The sequence below is a fragment of the Actinomadura barringtoniae genome (assembly GCF_017573505.1).
Taxonomy (GTDB): Bacteria; Actinomycetota; Actinomycetes; order Streptosporangiales; family Streptosporangiaceae; genus Spirillospora; species Spirillospora barringtoniae.
In genome coordinates, this window is the sequence record NZ_JAGEOJ010000025.1 from 138799 (window position 1) to 162447 (window position 23649).

General features: G+C 69.8%; 22 protein-coding genes. 14 read left to right on the forward strand and 8 right to left on the reverse strand.

Going from position 1 to position 23649, the window contains the following annotated elements:
* Positions 1-26 precede the first annotated feature (26 nt).
* The 9 genes from eccD to J4573_RS45045 all read left to right on the forward strand — a co-directional run bounded on the left by eccD (position 27) and on the right by J4573_RS45045 (position 7773).
* The gene (eccD, locus tag J4573_RS45005) at positions 27-1421 is read left to right on the forward strand and encodes a type VII secretion integral membrane protein EccD (protein WP_208262507.1); all 1395 of its coding nucleotides are present in this window, start codon (positions 27-29) and stop codon (positions 1419-1421) included.
* A 14-nt stretch (positions 1422-1435) separates the two neighbouring features.
* Complete coding sequence (gene eccB / locus J4573_RS45010; protein WP_208262508.1) at positions 1436-2866, forward strand: type VII secretion protein EccB; 1431 nt, start codon at positions 1436-1438, stop codon at positions 2864-2866.
* Positions 2867-2956: 90 nt separating this feature from the next.
* A complete protein-coding gene (locus tag J4573_RS45015; protein ID WP_307797434.1) occupies positions 2957-3244 on the forward strand; it encodes a WXG100 family type VII secretion target in 288 nt (95 codons plus the stop codon).
* 131 nt (positions 3245-3375) lie between these two features.
* Entirely contained in the window at positions 3376-3690 is a 315-nt protein-coding gene (locus J4573_RS45020; protein WP_208262509.1) for a WXG100 family type VII secretion target, read from the forward strand.
* Positions 3691-3726: 36 nt separating this feature from the next.
* Positions 3727-4017, forward strand: a complete 291-nt coding sequence (locus J4573_RS45025; protein ID WP_208262510.1) for a WXG100 family type VII secretion target — start codon at positions 3727-3729, stop codon at positions 4015-4017.
* 146 nt (positions 4018-4163) lie between these two features.
* Positions 4164-4538 (forward strand): hypothetical protein, encoded by a 375-nt coding sequence (locus J4573_RS45030; protein ID WP_208262511.1) that lies wholly within the window; start codon positions 4164-4166, stop codon positions 4536-4538.
* A gap of 69 nt (positions 4539-4607) precedes the next feature.
* Positions 4608-5822 (forward strand): WXG100 family type VII secretion target, encoded by a 1215-nt coding sequence (locus J4573_RS45035; RefSeq protein WP_208262512.1) that lies wholly within the window; start codon positions 4608-4610, stop codon positions 5820-5822.
* Positions 5823-5975: 153 nt separating this feature from the next.
* Entirely contained in the window at positions 5976-7301 is a 1326-nt protein-coding gene (locus tag J4573_RS45040; RefSeq protein ID WP_208262513.1) for a S8 family serine peptidase, read from the forward strand.
* 130 nt (positions 7302-7431) lie between these two features.
* Positions 7432-7773, forward strand: coding sequence for a hypothetical protein (locus tag J4573_RS45045; protein WP_208262514.1), 342 nt, complete (start codon positions 7432-7434; stop codon positions 7771-7773).
* Between the two features lie 88 nt (positions 7774-7861).
* Here J4573_RS45045 and J4573_RS45050 read toward each other — a convergent pair whose 3' ends face one another.
* Positions 7862-8728, reverse strand: coding sequence for an LURP-one-related/scramblase family protein (locus tag J4573_RS45050; RefSeq protein WP_208262515.1), 867 nt, complete (start codon positions 8726-8728; stop codon positions 7862-7864).
* Positions 8729-8914: 186 nt separating this feature from the next.
* Between J4573_RS45050 and J4573_RS45055 the strand changes: the two genes are divergently transcribed.
* Positions 8915-11020, forward strand: a complete 2106-nt coding sequence (locus tag J4573_RS45055) for a serine/threonine protein kinase (protein WP_208262516.1) — start codon at positions 8915-8917, stop codon at positions 11018-11020.
* A gap of 552 nt (positions 11021-11572) precedes the next feature.
* Here the strand turns inward: J4573_RS45055 and J4573_RS45060 are convergent.
* Both J4573_RS45060 and J4573_RS45065 read right to left on the reverse strand, forming a co-directional pair.
* Positions 11573-11968, reverse strand: coding sequence for a nuclear transport factor 2 family protein (locus tag J4573_RS45060; RefSeq protein WP_208262517.1), 396 nt, complete (start codon positions 11966-11968; stop codon positions 11573-11575).
* Positions 11969-12087: 119 nt separating this feature from the next.
* Positions 12088-12936, reverse strand: a complete 849-nt coding sequence (locus J4573_RS45065) for a TetR/AcrR family transcriptional regulator (RefSeq protein ID WP_307797436.1) — start codon at positions 12934-12936, stop codon at positions 12088-12090.
* A 247-nt stretch (positions 12937-13183) separates the two neighbouring features.
* Here J4573_RS45065 and J4573_RS45070 point away from each other — a divergent pair, with 247 nt between their 5' ends.
* The gene (locus tag J4573_RS45070) at positions 13184-14047 is read left to right on the forward strand and encodes a hypothetical protein (protein ID WP_208262518.1); all 864 of its coding nucleotides are present in this window, start codon (positions 13184-13186) and stop codon (positions 14045-14047) included.
* A 30-nt stretch (positions 14048-14077) separates the two neighbouring features.
* Here the strand turns inward: J4573_RS45070 and J4573_RS45075 are convergent, their stop codons facing one another.
* Entirely contained in the window at positions 14078-14917 is an 840-nt protein-coding gene (locus J4573_RS45075; protein WP_208262519.1) for a thiopeptide-type bacteriocin biosynthesis protein, read from the reverse strand.
* Between the two features lie 158 nt (positions 14918-15075).
* On the opposite strand from J4573_RS45075, the gene J4573_RS45080 reads away from it, so the two are divergent.
* The 3 genes from J4573_RS45080 to J4573_RS45090 all read left to right on the forward strand — a co-directional run bounded on the left by J4573_RS45080 (position 15076) and on the right by J4573_RS45090 (position 19533).
* A complete protein-coding gene (locus tag J4573_RS45080; RefSeq protein ID WP_307797438.1) occupies positions 15076-17022 on the forward strand; it encodes a hypothetical protein in 1947 nt (648 codons plus the stop codon).
* Positions 17023-17266: 244 nt separating this feature from the next.
* Positions 17267-19072: a nucleotide-binding protein gene (locus J4573_RS45085; protein WP_208262520.1), complete on the forward strand. Its 1806-nt coding sequence runs from the start codon at positions 17267-17269 to the stop codon at positions 19070-19072.
* Positions 19069-19533, forward strand: coding sequence for a hypothetical protein (locus J4573_RS45090; RefSeq protein ID WP_208262521.1), 465 nt, complete (start codon positions 19069-19071; stop codon positions 19531-19533). The genes J4573_RS45085 and J4573_RS45090 overlap by 4 nt, the downstream gene beginning before the upstream one ends.
* A 129-nt stretch (positions 19534-19662) precedes the next feature.
* Here the strand turns inward: J4573_RS45090 and J4573_RS45095 are convergent, their stop codons facing one another.
* The 4 genes from J4573_RS45095 to J4573_RS45110 all read right to left on the reverse strand — a co-directional run bounded on the left by J4573_RS45095 (position 19663) and on the right by J4573_RS45110 (position 23605).
* Entirely contained in the window at positions 19663-20115 is a 453-nt protein-coding gene (locus J4573_RS45095) for a MarR family winged helix-turn-helix transcriptional regulator (protein WP_208262522.1), read from the reverse strand.
* 57 nt (positions 20116-20172) lie between these two features.
* Positions 20173-21021, reverse strand: a complete 849-nt coding sequence (locus J4573_RS45100) for a hypothetical protein (RefSeq protein WP_208262523.1) — start codon at positions 21019-21021, stop codon at positions 20173-20175.
* Between the two features lie 101 nt (positions 21022-21122).
* Complete coding sequence (locus tag J4573_RS45105) at positions 21123-22547, reverse strand: DUF1266 domain-containing protein (RefSeq protein WP_208262524.1); 1425 nt, start codon at positions 22545-22547, stop codon at positions 21123-21125.
* Between the two features lie 11 nt (positions 22548-22558).
* Positions 22559-23605 carry a glycoside hydrolase family 113 protein gene (locus J4573_RS45110; protein WP_208262525.1) on the reverse strand — a complete coding sequence of 349 codons (1047 nt, stop codon included), beginning with the start codon at positions 23603-23605 and terminating at the stop codon, positions 22559-22561.
* Positions 23606-23649 lie beyond the last annotated feature (44 nt).

Consider the following 23649-nt stretch of genomic DNA (forward strand, 5'->3'; position numbering starts at 1 on the left):
GATACCGGACTACTTGCGAGGAAGTCGTGAGCGCGCCCCCTGGAGCTGACCTCTGCCGGATCACGGTCGTCGGGCCGGAACGGCGGGTCGACATCGCGCTGCCCGCCGACGCGACGTTCGCCGAGCTTTATCCGACCATGCTGCGGTACGCGGGCCAGAACCTCGCGGACACCGGTCTGGCGCACGGCGGCTGGGTTTTGCAGAAGCTTGACGAGGCCCCCTTCGAACCCGCCGCGACTCCCGCGCAGGTGGGGTTGCGGGACGGCGACCTGATTTATCTGCGGCCGCGGATGGCCCAGATGCCCGACTTGGCCTTTGATGACGTTCCGGACGTGGTGGCGACCGCGGTGCGCGACCGCCCGGGCCGCTGGCGGCAGGAGTCGACCCGCCACTTCGCCCTCGCGTGGGGCGCGGTCGGGCCGTGCGTCGGCATCATCGCCCTCATTTTCTCCGGGCCCAATTGGATCCTTCCAGCGGCGGTCGCGGGGATCGTCGCGCTGGTGCTGCTGGTCGGCGCCATCGCGCTCTCGCGGGCCATGGGCGACGCGGGCGCGGGCGCCGCGCTGGGCTATGTGGCCCTGCCGTACGCCTTCCTCGCCGGCGTGCTCGGCCCGCTGCGCGACGACCCGCTCACCAAGATCGGCGCGCTGCATCTGGTCGCCGGGTTCGGCGCGGTGGTGCTGGTCGCCACGATCGCCGGATTCGCGATCGCCGACGGGCTGCCGGTCTTCTACGGCGTCGCCGTCGCCGCGCTGCTCGGCACGATCAATACCGGCATCGCGCTCAGCTTCGACACCGACGCGGCCGGCGTCGCCGCCGTGACCGTCGCGGTCGCGCTGGCGCTCACACCGCTGCTGCCGGGCGTCTCGTTCAAACTCGCCAGAGTGACCCTGCCGCCGGTGCCCAACAGCGCCGAGGACCTGCGCCGCGACACCCTGATGGTGGACGGCAAGCAGGTCCTGGACCGCACCGCCGCCGCCGACCGGTTCGTCACCGGCGGCGTCTCGGCGATGGGCCTGGCGGCCGCGGGCGCCGCGATCCCGCTGACCATGGACAGCGGCTGGGTGAGCCCGACCATGTGCGGGGTGGTCGCGTTCGCGCTCATGCTGCGCGCCCGGATCTTCCGCGGCCGCGCCCAGAAGCTCTGGCTGCTGGTCCCGGCCCTGGCGATGCTGGCCATCCTCGGGGTGAACACGGCCCGCGACATGGACTCGCAGCCGATGATCCTGGCCGGGGTGCTGCTGCCCGCGCTGGTGATCTCCGGCATCGCGGTCGGCGTCGGCATGTGGCTCCCGAACAACCGGCTCACCCCGTTCTGGGGCCGGGCCGGCGACATCGTCGAGGTGCTGCTGGTGGTCGCCCTGATCCCGCTGGCGCTCGGCAGCTTCGGTCTGTACGACTACGTCCGCGGACTGCTCTGAGCTGGGGGCGCTGAATGCAGACCAAGAAGGACCTCCTCCAGGCGCACCGCCTGATGACCCAGCGCGCCTCGCAGGCGCTGATCCTGGGTGAGCCCGACAACCCCGAGCAGCCGCTCAAGCGGCTGAACGCGGCCACGTTCGCCGGCGTCATGGTCGGCGTGCTCGTCGCCGCGGGCTTCGGCATCGCGGGCATCTTCCTCGGCCAGGGCACCCGTGGCCTGACCGACGGCGGCCTCCTGTTGATCGAGAAGGAGACCGGCGCCCGCTACATCTGGTGCCAGCCCGAGGGCGCCAAGGACAAGCTCCTGTGCCCGGTCGCCAACTACGCCTCCGCCAAGCTGGCGCTCTCGGGGCAGTCGAACTCGGGCGGCAGCGGGCCCAAGCAGAAGTCGGTCTCGGCCAAGTCGCTGACCAAGTTCCCGCGCGGCCCGAGGATCGGCATCGCCGACGCTCCCGACACCATCCCGGACAAGAAGCGGTTGCGCGGCGGGCCGTGGTCGGTGTGCGTCCGCCAGATCGGCGCGTCCGGCGCGCAGCGTTCGGTGGTGACTCTGGTCGGCGGCACGAGCGTCGGCGGCCAGACCCTCGACGCCGGCACCGGCGTGGTCGTCAGCGACGGCAGCCGCCCCTGGCTGATCTGGCGCAACCAGCGCCTGCTGATCAGCCCGGCGGGCCAGACCGTGCTGAACGTGAGCAACCCGCCGACCGTCGAGGGCCGGTTCCTGAACGCGCTGCCCGAGGGCCCGCAGTTCGCGGCGCCCCCGCTCGGGGGCACTCCCGGCACTCAGGTCAGCGCCCCCGGCGGGGCCAAGGGTCCGCTCGGGCAGGTCTACAAGGTCTCCGACGGCGTCGGCAACGGCGACCAGTTCTACGTCCTGCGCCAGGACGGCTACGACGCGATCTCCCCGGTGCAGGCCGCCCTCATCCGGGCGACCAAGGGCTACAACCTGCAGGACGCCCAGTCCCTGCAGCCGAACGCGGTCACCGGCAACCTCGGCAAGTCGCTGAAGGACGAGCGGATGCCGCAGACGCGCATCGCCGCGCAGTCCTTCGACGGCTCGCAGTCGCTCTGCGTGGTCTACCCGGACGCCTCCAACGGGGCTCAGACGCCGAGCATCGCGGTGGGCGGCGGCAAGGACCTGCCCGTTCCCGGCTCCCCGTCGCAGACCGGAGTCGACAACGTCGTGCTGCCCCCGGGGAGCGCGGTGCTGGCCGGCTCGCTCGGCACCAGCACCGACGCGATCAGCACCTACTTCTTCATCTCCGACAACGGGCGCAAGTACCCGCTGAAGTCGGCGGAGACCGCCAAGGCGTTCGGCTACACGATCTCCAAGGACTCCAACGACTCGGTGCCGGTGCCCGCCAGCCTGCTGAGCCTCATCCCGACGGGTTCCACCCTTGACCCCGCGAAGGCGCAGCTCCCCGTCTCGTCAGGGGCGGGGTGACTATGAGATCACCAAAGGGTAAAACGTGGCGACCGTTTGGTCCCACCTTGGTAGCCTCAGGGCCGTAACTGGTGTGATGGAGGGATTGTCGTGGGTGCGTTCAGCACGGAATACACCGCGATGCAGCAAGCGGAACAGCTGTTCCAAAGCAAGCAGCGTGAGATGAGCCAGCGCCTGGACGAGCTCGAGGGCGACCTCCAGAGCGGCCTGTCCAAATGGGAGGACGACGCGCGCGACGCCTACTTCAACGCCAAGAAGAAGTGGGACAAGGCCGCGCGTGAGCTGGCCAAGTGCATCGAGACGTTCTCCAAGAACGTGAGCGGTGCCCGGCAGAACTACCAGAAGGCCGAGCAGGCGAACACCCAGCTCTGGGCCTGATGGTCGGTCGTGGGCCCTGGAGCGTTGCAGGGTCTGACGGTGCTCAACAGAAAAATGTGCTCGGCGAGGCGAACCGAACGATCTCGCGGTGCATCCAAGGAACAGAGTGTCTACCCCCGAGAGGATGACTGATGGGTCAGAGGTCGTCTGTCGACAGAGCAGAAATGGCGCAGGCCGCTTCCCGTGTGGAGTCTGCCGCGCAGGACTTGAGGCAGATCCAGGGCGCTGTCGGCCAGGAGCAGTCTCAGCTTCAGGGGCGCTGGATCGGTGACGCCGGAAGCGCCTTCACCAAGGTCTTCAACGAGTTCAACCAGGAGCTGAGCAAGGTCCTGCAGACCTTGGACAACCTCCACGAGAAGCTCGTCCACACCAAGATCAACTACGAGGCCAGCGAGCAGCACCAGACCGAGAGCGTGAACCGCATCGCCGGTCTGCTCAACGGCTGAGCCCCCTAAGACGATCAAGGACGAGACGGAGGAACGATGAGCTTCAGCTCTATGGACTTCGGCGCTATGCAGCAGGCATACGCCGCCTTCCAGCAGCAGTACAACCGCATGACGTCCGAGCTTGACGACCTCGAGAAGAACGTCGAGAGCAAGCTGGCGCAGTGGGAAGACGACGCGAAGAACGCCTACTTCGACGCCAAGAAGCAGTGGGAGCAGTCGGCGCAGGAGATCGGCCAGGTCATGCAGGCCCTCGGCGCGGTCATCAACTCCTCTGCCGAGACCGGCCAGGGCACGGTCAAGAGCAACGTCAACCTCATCGGCGGCTGACGATGGCACCCCAGGCCGGCCGTCCCCTTTGATTCCGGGACGGTCGGCCAGGTGTCGGCTGGGCCCCATCCGCCGGCGCCTTCTTCACCACTAACTTCCAAGAACTGTGTAGGGAGCGGGCACTCTCGGCCCGCCGGGAGGCTCACGTGGGTAACAAGAGCGAAATTGATGTCGACGAGGTCAAGAAGATCCTCAAGGTCCTGAAGGACGAGATCGCCAAGTTCGACGACGGCAGCCAGGGCACGCGCAGCGAGATCTCCGTCAAGGGTCACATGACCTCGGGCGAGCTGGGCAACTACCCGGCGGTGACCCAGGGCCTCGGTCTCACGACCAACCAGGCCTACGGTCAGATCAAGGGCCAGTACGACGCTTTCGTGAACGCCTATGACCAGGTGATCCAGTCATTGGAGCAGATCGTCAAGAACCACGGCGACAAGGAGCAGCAGAACACCGCTGCCGCGAACCGTGTGACGACCAATAGCTCCAATCAGCCGACCACGAGCAACACCAGCAGCTGGTAACCAGGGATTCGACGAGGCGGGATCGGGACTATGGCCCCCAATAGCACGCGGCACGACGAGCAGATCCGCATGAGCCCCCAGGGTTCCACCGACTGGGACGGCGACATGGACGCCATGAACGGCATCCTTGACGCTTGCCAGCCCGGGAAGGTGAAAGAGGCGGCCAACAACTACACGGCCGCGGGTGACAAGTTCAAGAACGCGGCGGGTGTGCTGGGCGCCCAGATGACCGCCCTCAGCGGTGTCTGGAAGGGCGACGACGCCGACGCCACCATTGAGCAGATGCGCAACCTGCAGACGAGCGCCTCCGGGTTGCAGTCGACTTCCACTCAGACCGGCAAGACGCTGGACGACCACGCCACCAAGCTCCAGTGGTACAAGGACCACAAGCCCGGCAAGGGCATGTTCGGTGGGTTCTCCTGGAAGGACGGCCTGGTCGCCGTCGCGCCCGCCGGTCTCCCCATGCTGGCCGGGAAGAAGATCGGTGAGGCCTTCGGTCTCATCGACAGCGAAGAGGACAAGGCCGCCAAGGAGCACATGAAGCGGCTCTCCGAGCGGACCATCCAGGCCAACACGGCCATGCCCGAGCGGCTCTCCACCAACCTCCCGAGCAGCGGCGTCTACAACGTTCCGCCGCCGAACAACTCGCCCGGCGCCACCACCGGTGGGGTCCACGGCGGTGGCGGTGGCAGCGGCAGCTTCAAGCCCCCGAACAGCGGCGGCAGCGGCCAGTTCACGCCTCCCGGCGACCACGGCGGCAGCGGTCAGTTCACCCCTCCCGGCAGCCACGGCGGGCAGTACACGCCGCCCGGTAGCCACGGCGGCAGTGGCACCTATGACCCGAACGGCGGCAACCACGGCGGCAGCGGGACCTACGACCCGCACGGCGGCCGCAAGGGTGGCCTGGCCGGACTTCCCGGTGGCGGCGGTGGCGCCGGCGGCGGCGACCCGTTCGGCAAGGGCGGCCTCGGCGGCGGTGGCGCGGGTGGCGCGGGCAGCATGCCCGGCGGTGGCGCGGGCGGCGCGGGCAGCATGCCCGGCGGCGGTGCCGGCGGACTGGCCGGTGGCATGCCCGGTGCGGGCGCGCGCGGTGCCGGTGCGGGCGGCCTCGGCTCTGGCAAGGGCGCGGCCGGGCGCGGCGGCATGGGCGGCGGCATGGGCGGTGCCGGCCGTGGCGGCGGCGGCAAGGGCGAGGAAGAGCAGGAGCGCAGCACCTGGTTGTCCGAGGACGAGGACGTCTGGGGCGGTAATGACGGCGATACCGCACCGCCTGTGATCGGATGACCGATTAGTCAATTGCAGGACCAAGCATGAGTCGGCGTGGGTAGCCTGAGGCGACATCTCGGGCTATCCACGCCGTTTCGCTTCTAGTGAGGTTGTGCTGTGCGACGGACGACACGATGGCTGGCGGCGACTGGAGCCGTCTTCACCATGGCCATGGGGACGGTAACGCCCGCCGATGCGGCGCCGGGGCCCAGAACCGATCAATGGTGGTTCTCGGCCTGGCAGATCCAGCAGCGGGTGTGGCCGATCACCAAGGGGGCGGGAGTCACCGTCGGTGTCGTCGACAACGGCGTCAATGGTCAGATCCCCGACCTGCAGGGCACGATCGTGCCCGGCGCCAATGTGGAGACGCACCAGGGCGACGGTCAGATCCCTCCGACCTCCGATCTGGAGGCCTCGCACGGCACGGCAATGGCCGGTCTGATCGTCGGGCAGGGCACCGGCACCGGCTACATGGGTGTCGCCCCCGAGGCGAAGGTCATGTCGATCAATTCCAACCTCGCCGTCTGGGACAAGGCGATCCGCTACGCGACCGACCACGGCGCGAAGGTGATCAGCATCTCCCAGGCGTTCAATTCCCCTAACGGATGCCGGCCTGAACTGCAGCAGGCGATCGGTTACGCGCTTCAGCACGACGTGGTGGTGGTCGCGGGAGCGGGCAACAGCGCGGAGAAGGGCAACCCCGCCATGGAGCCCGCCAACTGCGCGGGTGCGCTCGCCGTCGGCGCCGTGGACAACAAGAAGATCCCGTGGTCCGGTACCGAGCGCCAGCCTTATGTCGCGGTGGCCGCACCGGGTTTCCTGGTGCCCGCGCTCGACGGCAACGGCAAGGTCAACGAACGGCTTGCCGGGACGAGTCAGGCGACCGCGCTCACCTCCGCCGTCGCGGCGCTGATCCGTTCGAAGAACCCCCAGATGCCGGCTCGCGAGGTGGTGCAGCGCATCATCAACACCACCAAGGACGTGGGCCCTCCCGGTATCGACAACATGACCGGCCGAGGCGTGGTCATTCCGGGCGACGCGCTGACCGCCAATGTGCCCAAGTCCGCGCCTAACCCGGTGTTCGACGCCTATGACAAGTGGGCTGCCGCGAACCCGCAGGGCGCGGGTGGGCAGCCGGCGGCGACGCCGACGGTCAAGCACAGCAAGTCGGCCAGCACCAAGGCCGACGACCAGGCCGATCAGAACACCAAGATCCTGCTCGGGGTCGTCGCCGGTGTGGTCGTGATCGGTGGCATCGTCATCGCGTTCATGGTCATGCGGAACCGGAAGAAGCCGAAGGCGTTCCCCGCGGGTGGGGGCTACTCGCCTCAGCAAGGAAACGTGCCTGGGCCGCCCCCTGGTTGGGGTGGGCATTCGGGTCAGCCGCAGGGGCCTCCTCAGGGGCCGCCGCAGGGTCCCCCTCAAGGACCGCCTCAGGGGCCGCCGCAGGGAAGCGGGCGTCCCTACCCGCCGCCGCCCGGTCAGGGCGGCCGGTAAGGCCCCCAACGCACTGGACACATGACTTCACCGCCCCTGACTCCTTTGTTGCGATATCGGGGTGTATGCGGTCGGTGACGCGCTAGCATGTTTCGGCTAAGTCGCCAGCCCCCCGTCGAAAGGCAACTCTGTGAAGAAGTTTCTGATGGTCGGTAGCGTTGTGCTTGCTCTGGGCTTCAGTGCCAGCGCTTGTAACTCTGACTCCAAGAAGGACTCTGACGGTGCTACCGCGTCCGCGACGGCGACTGCCGCGCAGGGCGGCGGTGACCAGAACGGCGCTCCGAGCAGCGCGCCGACCACCAGCAAGGCGCCCGGTGGCGGTGCCGCGCAGGGCAAGAACGACACCGAGATTGACGCCAAGCTGCGGGCCTGCTTGAAGGCCAAGGGTTACAACAACCTGCCGAAGGAGACCATCCGTTCGGTTCCCGTCAAGGGCGTCAAGGACAGCGACGTGATGGCCTGCATGAGTTAGTCGCCGCTGTGCGTTTCTAGCGTGAGACCGCTTTCGTGGGGTCGGCCATTGAGGCCGGCCCCACGAGTGTTCTGAGGGTGCGTCCCGGTCAGGTGAGGAAGCCGCCGAGGCTGCGGTTGGAGGAGACCGCGGTGTCGTACGCCAGGGGGCAGGCCAGGATCAGGGTGCGCATCGGCTCGGGCAGGTTGGGGAGCATGCGCAGCACGTAGCGGTCGGCGCCGGTGAGCATCTGGGAGACCAGTTCGCCGTAGCCGTTGAAGCCTCGCTGGAAGCGCGCGAGCTCGGTCTCCTGCCAGTCGCGGATCTGGCCCTTGTAGATGTCGTAGTAGCCGATCTGGCGTTCCTGCGGGTCGAGGATCTCCCAGCCGCGCATGGCGCGCTTGCGCAGCTGGCCCATGAGGCCGCCCTGCGGGGTGAGCACCTGCATGACCGGGGTGCCCATGAAGCCGTACGGCTTATAGAAGGTGAAGTAGGGCATGCCGTCAGGCCGGAAGATGGTCAGGGACCGTTCGGCCTTGTTCTGGGTGCCCTGGTTGACGGCGCGGAAGACCTTGCGCGCCCCGCTGACGCCCCTCTCCTTGACGTACGCGACGGGCTGCCCTTGCGGGCTCCAGACCGTGTAGTTCGCCTCGGTGGAGAAGAAGGACTGCGGCTGGTCGTAGATGAGGATGGGCGAGTTGTAGAGGTCGGCACCGCCCTGTTGCGCGGGAGGCTGTTGCGGTGCGGGCGCCGGTGCGTACTGCTGCGGCGGAGGACCGTACTGCTGCTGCGGCGCGTACTGCTGCTGGGGTGCGTATTGCTGTTGCGGCGCGTACGGCTGCTGCTGCGGGTACGGCTGCTGGGGCTGCGGCTGGGAGTACGGGTTGGCGGGCGGCGGCGCGTAACCGGGTTGCTGAGGAGGCACTCCATAGCCCGGCTGATAGCCAGGGCCGGGTGAGTATGGGGGATAGCTCATGAGGCTCCTGTAGGGCCGCCACCGATAGGGCTGGATGCCCGGAGTAGATGCTAGTGCTCCGGGTCTGCCCGATGGGGAAGAAGGTGTGCGATGGGCGTCCTTGTCTGGGCTTGCCAGGGTGTGTTGAGTTGCGGCCGGTATATTGCCGGGCATGTCTGGATACCCCCAGGAGATCAGCGGTGACCGATGACCTCAGGTCCCCCCTCCCTGAAACCAGATGACCCGCGGCGTCTCGGTCCCTATGAGCTGACCGGGCGCCTCGGCGACGGTGCCCAGGGCGTCGTCTATCTCGGCCGCGGCGAGGACGGCCGCCAGGTGGCCATCAAGCTGCTGCTCACCCAGCTCGGGTCCGACCATGAGGCGCGTGCCCGGTTCGCGCGCGAGCTGGCGGTCCTCCAGCGGGTCGCGGGTTTCTGTACGGCGCAGGTGCTCGCCTCGGACGTCGCGGGGGAACGGCCGTACATCGTCAGCGAGTACGTTCCCGGTCCCTCCCTGGACGAGCTCGTGCGATCCCAGGGCCCGCGTACCGGCAACGACCTCGACCGCCTGGCGATCGGCACGGCGACCGCGCTCACCGCGATCCACCGGGCGGGCATCGTTCACCGTGACTTCAAGCCCGCCAACGTCCTGATGAGCCCCGACGGCCCGCGCGTCATCGACTTCGGGATCGCGCGGCCGAACGACTCGGGCGCGACCATCTCCAGCGGCGTTCTCGGCACACCTTCTTATATGGCGCCCGAACAGGTGGCCGGAGCGCAGACCGGCCCGGCCGCGGACATCTTCGCGTGGGGCTCGACCATGGCGTTCGCCGCGCGGGGCCGCGCCCCGTTCGGGCACGACTCGGTGGCCGCCGTGCTGCACCGCGTCGCCAGCCAGCAACCGGACCTGTCCGGTCTGCCGCAGCGGCTCGGCGAGATCATCGCGGCCTGCCTGGCCAGGGATCCGTCCCGGCGGCCGACCGCTCAGCAACTCCTGCTGCGCCTGCTCGGTGAGGAGGACGCGCAGACCGGGGCGACCGACGGCATGCTCGCGCAGGCCACGTCCATGGTGCAGCCGACCCACCCGGCTCCCCACATGGGGCAGTACGGCCCTCCCGTGGCGCAGTCCGGGTCGTCCATGCCGCAGTCCGGGTCGTCTATGCCGCAGTCTGGCTCTTCCCTGGGGCACGCCGGCTCTTCGATGCCTCAGCCAGGCCTTCCCACGGGTCAGCCGGGCGCCGCGTACAGCACCGGGCCGATTCCGCCGCACGCCGGCCCGTACGCCACCCATCCGGGCGCCCCTCACCCCGGGCCGAACAGCACGATGCCGCCCCCGCCTCCACCCGGCAAGCGCCGTACGGGGCTGATCGTCGGTGCCGCCGTGGCGGGCGTTCTCATCCTCGTGGGCGGCACGATCGCGGGGTTCACGCTCCTCGGCGACGACTCCAAGCCCAAGGCCGATACGACGCCGCCGCCGGCCAGCACGCCCGCCGTGCCGCTGGCCACCGGCCCGCTGAACCCGACCCCCGAGGCGCAGCAGCTCCTGCCGACCGCCACGGGCACGCTGCCGAGCGTTCTCAACTACGACTACCGCTCGATCGACATCGACATCCAGCGCGCGAACTCGCAGCTCACCCAGCGGGCGCAGGCGCGCCTGGGCAGCGACCTCTCCTCGATCCAGACCGACCTGGTCCAGAACCAGAAGACCATCAAGGCCTCGGTCCTGGACACCGGCGTGCTCGCCGCGTCCCCGGGCCGCGTCTCGTTCCTCTCGTTCGTCCGCCGGGTCATCAGCTCGCCGAAGATTCCGGCGGCCAACGAGATGAACCAGGTCCGCTACACGATGGTCCGCCAGCCCAGCGGCGACTGGCTGATCGACGACATGGACTCGATGACCCCCGACCTCGCGCCCTGGTCGTACGCGGGGACCGCCTGGCCGACCCCGCAGGCCAACGAGGTGCTCAAGGCCGCCCGCACCTGCATGGAACGCGACCAGACCTACGACTACCGCCGTTTCGACAAGAGCATCCGCGACCTCATGGACTGCTCGACCGGCAACTTCAAGGACCAGGTCAGGCTGAACCAGCCCAAGACGAAGGCGGACTTCAACCGCCGCAAGGCGTCGGCGACCGGCACGGCCCTCGAGGCGGCCATCAAACCCGGTGCTCAGCCCGGCCAGGGAACCGTCTTGGTCTCGGTCATCGTCCGAGAGACGGCAGAGAAGAGGACGACCCGTTCTGTTTTCAGCTACTGGGCCGACATGCGTCAGGTGAACGGCCGCTGGTTGATGGCCAAGGTCGACCAGCTCCGTTAGCTGCCCGCCCCTCCCCGCGGGGCGAACCGTATGGTCGGCCACGGCCGTACCCACCGTTGGGAAGGGAACCTATGCGAAGGCTCTTGACAGTTCCTGTTGCAGTCTTGGTGGTCGCGCTCAGTGTGAGTGCCTGCAACTTTGGCAAGAAGATTTCTACGAGTGACAAGCCGAGCTCTTCGGCACCGGTTGCTCCTCAAGCCGCCTCTCCGAGCGCCTTGACCCCCACCCCTGACTCCTCTTTGGACGCGAGCGGCCAAGGACGCAACAAGGGTGGCGGGGCCGGAGACGGAGGGACCAACGGTGGCGGATCGTTGACTCAGGCGCAGAAGAGGCAGCTTCGGTTGATCCGGGTGACCGCTTGTATGCGGAAGAAGGGGTGGGAGGTGCCGGCTCCACAGCCGGGTGCGCTGAGGGTCGCGAAGCCCAAGAACGTTCAGCCTGGGACTGAGGCCAAGGCCAACAAGGATTTGCAGGCGTGTGTGGCCTTGGTCAATGCCGCGCAGACGAGCGGCGGGTGACCTGAAGCGTTCGGACGTTCAGGCGTTCAGGCGTTCAGAACAGGACGTTGGCGACGTGCTGGGTGTCGGTGTACTCGCGGACCGAGGCGATGCGGCCGTCGCGCACGATGAAGACGCCCAGGCAGTGGTTGTCGTAGATCTTGCCGGTCTTGGTGGGGCCGTACGCGGTCCATTCGGCGATCACCTGCTCGCCCTCGGCCAGGACGTTGGTGAGGGTGATGCGGGGCGGCTCGGTGAACAGGCCGCCGGTGGCGCCGCCGAGGAAGTCGTTGATGATGGCGTCCCTGCCCTTCCAGACGCCGGTCAGCGGGACGTCGCCGGGGTAGGTCCATGTGGCGTCGTCGGCGAAGCTGGCGGTGATGGTCTCCAGGTCGCCGTTGGCGACGGCCTCGACGTAGGTGACGACGACGGTCTTCGGGTCGGTGCTCATGGTCTCTGTCTCCGTGAAGTCGGTGCGTTCTCGCTGGCGAGATCCATGAGACCGCGGCGTAGGTTGGTGCGTCCAACAACTGTTGCCCCGCGAGCACAACCGGGGGTTGTCGTGCCTGGTCAGAACCAGGATTCGGACTCCAGGAGCGATCGGAGTTCGGCGATGCGGGCGTCGTCCCACGGGGCGGGATCGGGCTCCAGGTAGGTCAGTACGACGGCGGCCAGGCCGAGCCCGGGCTGGGACCAGTCGGCGGGCTCGGGGGCGCCGAACGGGTCGGCGTGCACGCGTTCGGTCGCGATCCGCGGGTTGGCGGGGGCCATGACGACCAGGCCGCGCATGGTGGCGTTGGCGAGCGTCGCGAGCGTCTCGAACGTGATGCCGGTACGGGGACGCAGGCCGATCAGGCCGGTGACGCGCTCGTACGCCTCGGCGACCCGGGTGTTCAGGGCGCGTTCGGACTCGGCCAGCGTGTTCTGCACCTCGGTGCGCAGGGCGCCGTCGGGCAGGCTGAGGAACGTGGTGTGCAGCGCGAGGTAGGTGCGCCACTCGGCCGAGTTGTAGAACGTCTCGAACTCGTTCAGCGCGCCCTTGCGGAGGACCTCGGCGGCCAGCGCCCGGCGCTGCTCGGGGTCCTTGAGCCAGTCCAGGTGATCGAGGATCGTCTGCTTGACCGCCTCGAGCGCGTCCTGGTTGCCCGTTCCGATGACCGGGCTGCTGCCCTTGGCGAGCTCCTTGAGCAGGTCGCTGAAGAACAGGTCCTTGTACGGCCAGCGGCGGTAGACGGCGCTGCGGGCCACCCCGGCGTCGCGGATCACGTCCTCGAAGCTGATGTGGTCGAGGCCGACGGTGAGGCCCGCCTCGTTGACCATGGCCAGCGCGGCCTCCAGCATCCGCTGCTCGGTCTCCTCGTCGGACAGCCGACGGCGGCGCCGCGCAACGCCGGTGGGCATCGGGACCTGTTGACTCACGCCGCCTTGGCTCACGCCGCCTTGGCTCACGCCGCCTTGGCTCACGCCGCCTTGACTCACGCCGCCACCTAGGAGTGTTGGGATATCAAGTTCCAAATCCCAAGTCTAACGCCTTCTCCGGGGCCGAAGGTGGCCACGAAGATGTGCCTTTGTCGCCCCTGTGGGGCGAGTGGCGATAAGGGAGGCTCCGACATACCTGCGGGTATTCGGTATGGTGCGCGGAACGTCTCTTGAGCTAGGAAGCAGTGTGAGCATCCCCCCACCGCCCGGAGGCCCCTACCCGCCGCACTCCGGCGGGCCGCATCCCGGTGGCCCCCCGCCTCCCGGGTTTCCGCCGGTCGCCGGTGGGCCGCCGCCCGGCTTCCCGCCTGGACCGCCCGGAATGCCCGGACCCGGCGGCCCGTACCGGCCGCCGCCCAAGTCCAACGGCGGCGCCGCGATCCTCATCATCGCGATCGTCGGCGTGCTGTTCGTCTGCGTCGTGGGCGTCGTCGGGTACGTGGTGCTGTCCGGCGACGACTCGGGGAAGCGGACCTCGTCCTCCTCCTCGCTGCCGTCGACCTCTATCCCGACGCCCACCACCTCCCTGGACACCGCGATCCCGTCGCCGACGCTCAGTACCCCGTCGACGCCGAAGGACGTGAACGTCACCCTCAGCTTCCTGCCCCGCTCGGTGACCACGAGCTCGGGAACGTTCCTGCAGTCCAGCTCCTGGAACCAGGGCTGCAAGGTGAAGGTGAAGCCCAAGCTTGCCACGCTGCTGAAGCAGACCAAGTGCCGGGGCGGCCTGATCGGCGCCATGTACCAGGCGCCGAACAAGAAGACCTACGTGCAGATCACCGTCATCGGCTTCACGAACGAGTCGGACGCGCGCCGCATCTCGCGGGCCGTCAGCTCCTCCACCGCGCCGATCATCAAGGTCGCGTACGGCAACGAGCCGGGCCACTGGTGGTCGAGCTCGTCGGTCGGCAACTACGTCCTCATCCGCCAGTCGTTCAACAACGAGTCCCGCTACCCGGGGCCGAAGAGCGGACCGGCGCAGACGATGGGCGACGTGCTGCTGCGCAAGTTCCAGACCGAGCTGTCGAACATGTACACCTACGGCAACTGACCTTCGGCCGACTGGCCCCCGCGTAGACCATTACGCGGGGGCCAGCGCTGTTACGAGGGCCGCTTGGGTGTTGGCGGGGATGCCGCCTCGGTTCCAGTGAGCGAGAGTCCAGGACGCCATGACCTCGGTGCTGTCCTTGTCTCCGATGTTGTTGCGCCAGTCGTTGGCGGCGGAACGGAGCCAGGCGCCCCATTCCGTGGCCATGGCCGCGACCGGGCCGGGAAGGCTGGCCTCCAGGCGGACAGGGTCTGACCATGCCGCGCGTACGGTGGCGGGCTTGGCGTCTGTACGGCCTGTCTGACGTTCTATGCGGCTCCATAGGGCGTCGTCATCGTTGATGCCCATGCCTTCCAGGAGATGGCGCAGGAGCACCAGGGAGAACACCCAGGCGGGAATGCCGGGGGACGCGCGGTGGAAGGCAAGCCAGGCGCGGGAGTCCAAGGTGAAGAGGCGGTGCACGTGGGGCATCGCCTCCGGGCCACCGAAAAGGCCCTCCTCGGGCACGTACGCGCCGGGGACGACCAACTCGACCGTTGGGCGGAGCGCGTTCAGGCGGGCATAGAGCTCGGCCTCCAGCGGCGCGCGGTTGTCCAGCGTCGTTTCGAAACGGGCCTGGAGTCCCGGCGGCCTCCGCGTGAAGAAGAAATTGGTCGTGGAGGGGTCCTCGAGAAGGGCCGTGGAGAGGTCGTCCAGCGCGCCGAACAGTTGCGGCGTCCGGCCGAAGCCGGGGGCGATGCCCAGCTGGACCCAGTGGCCGGATCCGGACGAGATGGCGGCGAGACCCGCCGCGAGGAAGTCGTCGGTCTGGGGGCCGAGGACGGGGACGAGCAGGGTGTGCAGGTGCTCGTGAAGGTAGGGCGGCTTTTGCATGGAGTCTCCTTTCGTGAAGGAGGCGTTCCATCCCGTTCCAATTTGAACCGATACCGCATGTTGATCCGTGAACTGTGCGTTCGCAGTCTGGCATCGACCCGGGACTGGCCCCGCGCGGGTGTTGTGCCATACGAGTGACGCGCATCTGGGGGCTGCCTGTGAACGGTTTGAGGACGGTCAATGATGTCGAGGGGTCTCTTCGCAAGGGGGAACGCCTGCTGATCGCAGGCAACCCCTGGGCCGCCAGGGGGTGGTTCGACGTCGCATACCGCCGGGCCAGGGAACGCAGCGACGCGACCGCGATGGCCCGCGCCGCGCTGGGGCTCGGCGGGCTGTGGGTGCACGAGCATCGCACGGTCGCGGACGCGGCGGTCGTACGGGAGCGGCAGAGCGACGCGCTGCGCCGCGTACATCAGGGGTCGGCGCTGGCGCTGCGGCTCCGGATCAGGATGACGGCCGAGGACGAGTACGGTGCCGGCGCGCACGAGATGACGCTGGCGATGGTCGAGGAGGCCCGGCTCGCAGGCGACGCGGTGGCACTCGCCGAGGCGCTGAGCCTGGCCCACCACTGCCTCATGGGGCCCGAGCACGCGCTGACGCGGCTGGAGCTCGCCCAGGAGCTGATCGGGACGGCGTCGCGCACGTCGCGGCGCGGCGACCTGCTGATGGGGCTGCTCCTCTACACGGTGGACCTCTTCCTGACGGCCCACCCGCATGCCGAACGCAGGCTCGCGGAGCTGCGCGAGCTGCTCACCCGCGAAGACCACCTCGCGGTGGCCTCGGTCGTGGACGCGCTCGCCGTGATGCTCTGCGTCCGGTCCGGGAGCTTCGCGCGGGCCGAGGAGATGGCGACCGCGCTCGCCGACCGCGCCGGGGCGATCGGCGACGTCAACGCGACCGGCTGGTTCGGCGGCCAGCTCGGCACGATCCGCTGGTTCGAGGGCCGCATCGCCGAGCTCGTTCCGCTGCTCGAAGGCCTGGTGAACTCGCCGATGCTCAGCGTCGGGAACTACGCCTATTACCCGGGCCTCGCGGTGGCGGCCGCCTCGGCCGGTGACCGGCGGATGGCGGCGGCCATGCTGGCCCGGCTGCGCGGGCGGGACATGGCGGACGTGCCACGCTCGGCCAGCTGGATGATGACGATGTACAGCGCGGTGGAGGCGTCGGCTCTCTTGGAGGACCGTGACACCGCGGCTCAGGCCTACGCGTTGCTCGCGCCCTATTCGCATCTTCCTGTGGTCGCGAGCCTGGGCGTCAGCTGCCTGGGGTCCGCCCATCATTCGCTGGGCGTCGCCTCGCTGACGACCGGAGACGTTGATCGGGCGGTCAAACACCTGCGCGCGGCCGTTCACAGCAACCTGGCGGTCGGTCACCTACCGGCGGTGGCGTTGGCCCGCGCGCGCCTGGGCCAGGCCCTGCACATGCGGCAGGACATCGGGGCCTCCCAAGAGGCTTCCCTGGCCGCGCAGGAGGCTGCCTTGCTCGGTATGGCCCTTCCCGATCTCGGACAGGGGAGTGCGGTCGCGCCGGGGGCCCCTTACGAGGTCGTGCATTCCAACGGCCTGGGTGTGCCCGCGGGGGAACGGCTGGTCTGCCGCCGCCGTGGCAGGAGATGGGCCTTCGAACTGGCCGGACGCCTTGCCCTGGCCGACCACACGGTCGGGATGGGGTACCTCGCGGTGCTGATAGCCAATCCCGGGCGCGAGATCCTGGCCACCGATCTCGCCGCCGGACCCGGCCCTGAATCGCCGTCCGACCCCGCGGCCTCGACCCAGCCCGTTCTGGACGAGGTGGCCAAGCGGGAGTTCAAGCGCCGCCTCACCCGCCTGGAGGCCGAGATCGACGAGCTGGAGGCGCTGAACGAGCTGGAGCGGGCCGCCAAGGCCCGGACCGAACGGGACTGGCTGATCACCGAGCTGGCCGCCGCGGCGGGCCTGGGCGGCCGTACGCGGGACTTCCCGGGCGCCGACGAGCGCGCCAGGATCGCCGTGGGCAAGGCCATCCGGCGGGCGCTGAAGCGCATCGCGGACGCCGATCCGATCATCGGCGCGCATCTTCGGGCCGCCGTCCACACGGGTCTGCGCTGTTCCTACCGGCCCGAGTAAGCCTCGAATGACGCCGAGTCACCCTCTCCGGTGATCCTGACGGAGCTCTCGGACCGGCCGTCCAACTAGGGTGGTGGGCAGATCCCGGCTCCCGGACCGATCTCGGGTCCGTTCGCCCCGGAGACTCCCTTAATTGGGGGTATATGGAGGGATGCTCCCGCTGCAATCTCGCGTTGCGAGTGAGAGGGTCGCTCTAGAGAAAGCTCAGCGTCTCGTAGGCTTGCGGTGACGGAAAGGGAGGCTGGTGTCCGACTCGAGCTGGCAGCACTCCGTGCTGCGTGATCTTGGCGTGTCCCAGCGTGGGCTCGCGACCCTCGAGGCCCCGGACAGCCCCTCGAGCTCCGAATGGGGGGCGGAGTCCCCGCCTCCGGCCGAGGCCGCGCTGCCGCACATGCAGGCCATTCCGGAGCCCGTGGCCGAGACCGAGGCCGCCGGCTCCTACGACCCCTTCTCCGATCCCGGCCAGCCGCCCGCGTCCGGTTCCTTCGACCCCGCAGCGGGTTCCTTCGACCCGGCGGCCGGCTCCTACGACCCCGCAGCAGGCTCCTTCGATCCCGCGGGTGGTTCCTACGACCCGGCCGGGGGCGCGTACGACCCCGCGGGCGGCTCCTTCCAGCCCGCCGCGGCCGGTTCGTACAACCCGGCCGCGGGCACCTACGACCCGGCCTCCGGCCAGCAGCCTCCAGGCGCCGGCTCGTACGACCCGTTCGGCGGCGACCAGGGCGACCAGCAGCCGCAACCCCAGCAGCCTCAGCCCCAGCCTCAGGCGGGCGCGCCGGACCAGGGCGGCTCGGGCTCCTACGACCCGTTCGGCGATGATCAGCAGCAGTCCGCCCCGCTCCTCACCCCGGAGGAGCAGCAGGCCGCCGCGCCCCTGGTGAACGAGGAGTTCAGCTGGGACGCGGCGATCTCCCCGCTGATGGGCGCCGGCGGCGCACAGGCGCCGGGCATGGCGCAGGCCCCCGGCGCGGAGGACGACGAGGACGAGTACGACGACGGCCGGTACGGCGGCGTCATCGGCGGACAGGGCTCCGGCGGGGCGCCGTCCGCGCCCATGCCCTCCCCGAGCCAGCAGGGCTCCGGCCCGCAGCCGGTCGCGCCCCAGCCGCACCACCCGCAGCAGGACCAGCAGCCTGGCGGGGTGCCGATGGCCAACGAGTTCGTCCGCAAGGACCAGCACGGCGACCCCCTGATGCGGCGGATCGGGCGCGGCGCCCGCAAGGCCGTCGGAGCCTCGGGCTCGAACCGGCTGAAGACGCAGGCGGAGATCGTCGAGCTGCTGCAGCGCCGGGTGGCCAGCTACCGGCAGATCGCGGTCGCGAGCGTGCGCGGCGGCGCCGGGAAGACCACCATGGCCGCCCTGCTGTCCACCGAACTGGCCCGGCACCGCAGCGACCGCGTGCTCGCCATGGACGCCGACGCCGAGCTCGGCTCGCTCCCGCTGCGCCTCGGCACCCGTTCCGAGCTGTCGCTGTTCGACCTCGCGGGCCGGCAGCCGCGCACGTTCGAAGAGGCCGCGCGCTACCTGATGCAGACCAACGAGGGCCTGTGGGTCCTCTCGTCCAGCCGCGGCGGCCGGATCGCCGGCGAGGTCACCCTCGACGTCTTCGAGGCCGCGCTCAGCGCGGTCAGCCGCTACATGGCCGCCGCGGTCGTGGACTGCGGCGCGGGCATCCTCACCGACCTCCACCAGGGCATCCTCGCCAACAGCCACAGCCTGGTCCTGGTGACCCCCGGCACCGCCGACGGCGCCCTCAGCGCCCGCGGCGCGCTGGAGTGGTTCGTGAACAGCAACCGGCGATCGCTGCTGTCCCGTACGGTGATCGCGATGGTGATGCATGCTCCTCAGGTGGGCGCCGACGTCGACCGCGCGGCGCAGATGCTGGGCGCGTGGGGCCTGCCCGTCGTCCAGGTGCCGTTCGACCGGCACGTGGCGGCCGGCGCGGCGCTGGACGTCACCAAGATCGGCGAGGCCACCCGGCTGGCCGTCGACCGGATCGCCTACGAGGCGTTCGGCCGGTCACTGGGCGTCGCGGGGGTGGCACGGTGAGCAGCGACCTGGTCGTTCTCGCGCGCCGCAGGCCCGACGTGCACGCCATCGTGGACGGCCTGATCGCCCTCGGTGAGCAGGTCGAGATGCGCGGCGGCGAGCCGCGCCCGACGCTGCTGTACGACTCGAGCCGCCGGCTGCTGGTGACCATCGAGGACCCGGTGCTGGTCCTGGCCCCCGGTGAGGTCGAACGGCTGCTCGGCGCCGAGTTCGCGGGCCGCGTCACCGACACGGTCTGGTGGGTGGACGTACGCGCCGTCGCCGACATCCCGGAGGCCGAGGAGCTGGCCCGCAAGGTCGCCGAGGCGTTCTCCCACTACCTGGGCGGCACGGTCTACCCGGACGGAGCGCCCGAGGCCCCGGCGAAGAGCTGGAAGGCGACCGGCGGCGGTACCCAGGAGTCCCCGGGCGGTGCGGACGCCGACGGCGCCGCCTACTCCGGCGGCGTCATCAAGGGCTGACCTCAGGACCCACACCTGCCGCGCCGACCAGCCTGAACGCGGTCGGCCTGAACGCGGTCGGCCTGAACGCGGTCGGCCTGAACACGGTCGGCTGAGGCGGTCGGCTCAAGGCGGTCGGCCTGAGGGCGGTCAGCCTGTGGTGTGGTGGGCGAGGACTCGGGCCATGAGGGCGATCAGCTGCTCGCGTTCGGCGGGCGAGAGCGGGGCGAGGAGCTCGTCCTGGACGCGGCCCAGGACCTCGTCCAGGAGCCGCAGGCGCTCGGTGCCCGCGACGGTGATCGTGATGATGTTGCGGCGGCGGTCGTCCGGGTCGGGGGAACGTTCGATCAGGTCGCGGTCGGCGAGGTCGTTCAGCGAGGCCACCACGTCGCTGCGGTCCATGTGGGTGCGGCGGCCGAGCGCGGCCTGGCTCGCGGGCCCGAACTCGGTGAGCGCGGCCAGCAGCCGGTAGTCGTAGCCGCGCGCGTCCACCGAGGCCAGACCCTGCGTCAGCAGCCGGTGGGAGTGCACGGCGGTCTGGCTGATCAGCCAGCTCGGCAGCGCCCGCAGGCGTGCTGGAGCCCGGTCCTCGGCGGTCGTCATGGCGACGACCCTAGCAAGTCGTTGGGTCCACCCACGACCAGGGCGGCGGGGCCGGGGTCAGTTGGCCCACATGATGACGTTGGCGATCTCGATGCCGAGCTCGCCGGAGGTGGTGTAGACCGTGCCGTTGCGCTCGCCCGCGTCCTTGCCGCTGGCGTAGTAGCCCTGCGAGTAGATCACGTAGGAGCCCTTGGTCCAGCTCCGCGTCCACGAGCTCGGGTTGCGGCTGAGGGCCGGCAGGCCGCTGCCGGAGGGCGGCAGGAGCAGCGTCGGGTCGGCGCCGTCGCTGGTCTTGTCGTTCACGGCCTGGGCGTTGGTCGCGTCGGCGAACTTCAGGATCGACACCACGGTGACGACCGAGCGGTCCGGGTTTGAGTACAGCGCGGACTGCATGTCCTGGACGCAGGAGTGCCCGACCAGGGCCTTGGCCAGGTCGGAGCCGGCGCGGCTGGCGCAGCTGCCGGTACGGATGATCCCGGCGCGGGTGTAGGTCGTCCCGGCGGCGGTGCTGACCGTCGGCTTCAGGATCGTGCTCATGTCGGAGGTGGTGGCCGACTGGGAGGTGGAGCTGGACGGGCTCTCGGTGGGGGAGGGGTAGCCGCCGCTGGTGCTCGGCAGGACGACCGGCGGGTTGTCCTTCTTCCCGTCGTCCCTCAGCACGAAGAACGCGCCGACCGCGACGATGACCACCAGGATCACGCCACCGATGATCATCAGCGGGATCAGCGGGCCGCTGCCGCTCGGCGGGCGCGGCGGCCCGGGCGGCGGGAATCCCGGCGGCGGCGGGCCGCCGTAGGGCTGGCCGTACGGGCCCTGCGGCGAGTATCCCGGCTGGCCGGGCGGCGGCGGTGGGTACCCCGGCTGGCCGGGCGGGGGATTCTGGCCAGGCCACTCAGGTGGGTTCATTGCAAGCTCCACGCCCGTCGTCACGACATCGCCGAGTTTCATCGTAAAGGTCGGGCAAGAATATCGACCCCGGCGAGCAGGTCACATCCGGGATCGGCCAGTCAGGTCCAGTCGCGTTTGAGTTCCAGATTCCACGGCACGAGCGTCCACGGGCTGTGCGGGTCCTCGGCCAGCCACGTGACGAGCTTCTCGTACTCCTCCTGGCCCTCGGTCCCGCCCGACCACAGCATCCGTCCCTGCAGGTAGCAGGTCGCCATGTCACGCCAGGATGAGTAGCGCCGCTGGATGTCGATGGCGAGGGGCAGCATCCGGTCCCAGCAGTACTCCTCGGTCAGCCAGCCGACCATGTGGCCCCAGCGGTAGAGCATGAGGGCGCGGGCGTAGTCCCAGATCAGGAAGCGGCCGACATTGGCCTGGAGCGCCGGGTCGGACAGCATGTCCAGCCGGTGCAGCTCCTCGGTGGCGTGGTCGCGGTCGTTGAACAGCTGGGTGAGGAACTGGCCGAGCTCGGCGCCCTCCTCGCTCGCGTCCGCGCCCGGCTCGTCGCGCAGCAGGCCGGGAACGAGCCGCGCGTACTCCTCGCCGACGACCCCGTAACGGACCTTCACCAGCTCGATGAGGCGCTCGACGAACGGCGGCTCCATCCGGTCGCGCGCGATGAGCTCGTCGACCTCGCGCAGCAGCCGGGCGTACTCGGCCTTCTCCTCCTCCGGGCGGGCGGCGAGCGCGGCGTCCTGCCCGAAGTCGGCGCGGTGGCCGTCCTGGACGAGCCAGTTGACGGCGGCGAGCAGCTGGTCCAGGTCGTAGGCGCCCCACGGCTCCTGCAGCAGGTCCTGCGCGGTGCGCCGGTCGCTGGCCGCCTCGTCCTCGGCGGGCGCGGTGCCGAGCCGGTCGACGCGGAACCCGTTGATCGCGCCGTACGGGGCGGCGGCGCCGATGATCCACCGCTGCACCGGCGTGAGGTCGCTGCCGTAGGTGAACACGGCGTTCAGGTCGGGCTTGGAGAGCAGCTCCCAGAGCAGCCGCTGGAACTCGTCCGCGGCGCGTTCCTCGGTCGCGAAGAACCCGGCCAGCTGCTTGCGCGCCTGCGGGTGCCGCAGATGCAGGGTGTCGAAGAACCGGCCGCGCTTGCGAACGAGATGCTCGGCGCGGACGTCGGAGAGCGGGATCCGCTCGTCGCGGTAGGCGATCTCCTGCTCGGCGAACCGCACCTCGAGGTCGGGCCAGAGCCGCGGCAGCGGGGTGAACCGCAGCGCCAGCACGTACAGCGCCGGAAGGGCCAGCAGCACCACGCCCGCCGCCAACGGGAAGCTCGCCCACCCGTCCGGCCCGGTGAACGACAGGACCGCGCCGGTCAGCAGGCTCGCGATGCCGGCGAAGGCGGAGGAGAGAGTCCAGCCGGTCGAGAGGATGAGCCCGCCCTCGACGCGCAGGACCCCCGCGTCCTCGTCGAACTCGAAGTCGTCCTCGGCCAGCGTTCCCTCGACGGCCTTCTCGAGAGCCCCGAGTTGACCGTTTTGATCCATAGGGGAAGACCCTATGGGATGGAGGCCTGCCCGTACGCGGCGGCCATCGCGCCGAAGACGGCCTTGCGCTCCCAGCCCAGGCCATCGCCGCTGCTACCGCCGCCGCCATCGCCGCCGCCGGTGCCCGCGGGCAGGATCTTCACGACGCCGTACGAGGCCATGTCGAGGTCGTGCAGCGGGTCGCCGGAGTCGTGCGGCAGTTCGTAGCCGGCGAAGGTGAACCAGAACGCGCTGTCGACGCCCTCCTCCTCGAGGACCGCCAGGACCTCGCGCAGGTAGCGGACCTGCTCCTGCTCGTCGCGCACGTACTCGCCGTCGAGGCGCGCGGGCTCGGCCTTGCGGTCGACGATCGCCCACCCGAGCGCGCCCCGGTCCGCCGCGCCCTTGTAGGTGCAGCAGCCGAACTCGGTCGCCGCGACCGGCTTGCCGTGCGCGAAGCGGCTCCGGATCTCCTCGCGGTAGGTGCCGGCGTTCTCCTCGGCGCGGTAGGCGTCGACGCCGACGATGTCGAACGGGCTCCAGTCGACGTCCTCCCACGGCCCGGAGGCGTAGCTGACGCGGCCGCCGAAGTTCGCGCGCACGGTCGCCACCGCGTCGGTGAGGAACGCGCTCATGCGGGCGGGCACGTCGGCCATCGCGGCGTAGACCGCGGGGTCGCCCGAGACGAGCGCGGCCATCCGGTCGTACACCGTGTCGCCGGGGATCAGCCCGCGCGAGAACAGGCTGACCTCGCAGCCGGTGACGAAGACGACCTCCGCGCCGCCGTCTCTGACCGCCTCGGCCCGCCGGGCGCAGTCGGCGAACAGTTCGAGCATCTCGTCCAGCGTCAGTTCGCAGGGGAACGGCGCGAACCAGACCTCTAGTCCTGCGGCGGCGGCCGCTTCGGCGGCGATGCTGAGCCGCTCGGGGTCGCCGCCGCTGATCCGCACGGCGTTGCAGTGCAGCTCGTCGGCGATGACTCGCATCTCGCGCCGTACGACCTCCGTGTCGAAGGCGGTGCGGGAGCTGCGTCCGCCGGGGAAGAAGCCGGTGTCGTAGTTGATGCCTCGGCCGCGCATGTCGATGTCTCCGTCTGGTCGTTGTCGCGGGTTCTGGATGTGCG

What these genes read in the sequence shown, in the direction of transcription:
- eccB (WP_208262508.1), top strand. Translation starts at nt 1,436, where the DNA reads ATGCAGACCAAGAAGGACCTCCTCCAGGCGCACCGCCTGATGACCCAG.
- J4573_RS45020 (WP_208262509.1), top strand. Translation starts at nt 3,376, where the DNA reads ATGGGTCAGAGGTCGTCTGTCGACAGAGCAGAAATGGCGCAGGCCGCT.
- J4573_RS45025 (WP_208262510.1), top strand. Translation starts at nt 3,727, where the DNA reads ATGAGCTTCAGCTCTATGGACTTCGGCGCTATGCAGCAGGCATACGCC.
- J4573_RS45035 (WP_208262512.1), top strand. Translation starts at nt 4,608, where the DNA reads ATGAGCCCCCAGGGTTCCACCGACTGGGACGGCGACATGGACGCCATG.
- J4573_RS45040 (WP_208262513.1), top strand. Translation starts at nt 5,976, where the DNA reads ATGGGGACGGTAACGCCCGCCGATGCGGCGCCGGGGCCCAGAACCGAT.
- J4573_RS45050 (WP_208262515.1), bottom strand. Translation starts at nt 8,728, where the DNA reads ATGAGCTATCCCCCATACTCACCCGGCCCTGGCTATCAGCCGGGCTAT.
- J4573_RS45055 (WP_208262516.1), top strand. Translation starts at nt 8,915, where the DNA reads ATGACCTCAGGTCCCCCCTCCCTGAAACCAGATGACCCGCGGCGTCTC.
- J4573_RS45060 (WP_208262517.1), bottom strand. Translation starts at nt 11,968, where the DNA reads ATGAGCACCGACCCGAAGACCGTCGTCGTCACCTACGTCGAGGCCGTC.
- J4573_RS45075 (WP_208262519.1), bottom strand. Translation starts at nt 14,917, where the DNA reads ATGCAAAAGCCGCCCTACCTTCACGAGCACCTGCACACCCTGCTCGTC.
- J4573_RS45095 (WP_208262522.1), bottom strand. Translation starts at nt 20,115, where the DNA reads ATGACGACCGCCGAGGACCGGGCTCCAGCACGCCTGCGGGCGCTGCCG.
- J4573_RS45100 (WP_208262523.1), bottom strand. Translation starts at nt 21,021, where the DNA reads ATGAACCCACCTGAGTGGCCTGGCCAGAATCCCCCGCCCGGCCAGCCG.
- J4573_RS45105 (WP_208262524.1), bottom strand. Translation starts at nt 22,547, where the DNA reads ATGGATCAAAACGGTCAACTCGGGGCTCTCGAGAAGGCCGTCGAGGGA.
- J4573_RS45110 (WP_208262525.1), bottom strand. Translation starts at nt 23,605, where the DNA reads ATGCGCGGCCGAGGCATCAACTACGACACCGGCTTCTTCCCCGGCGGA.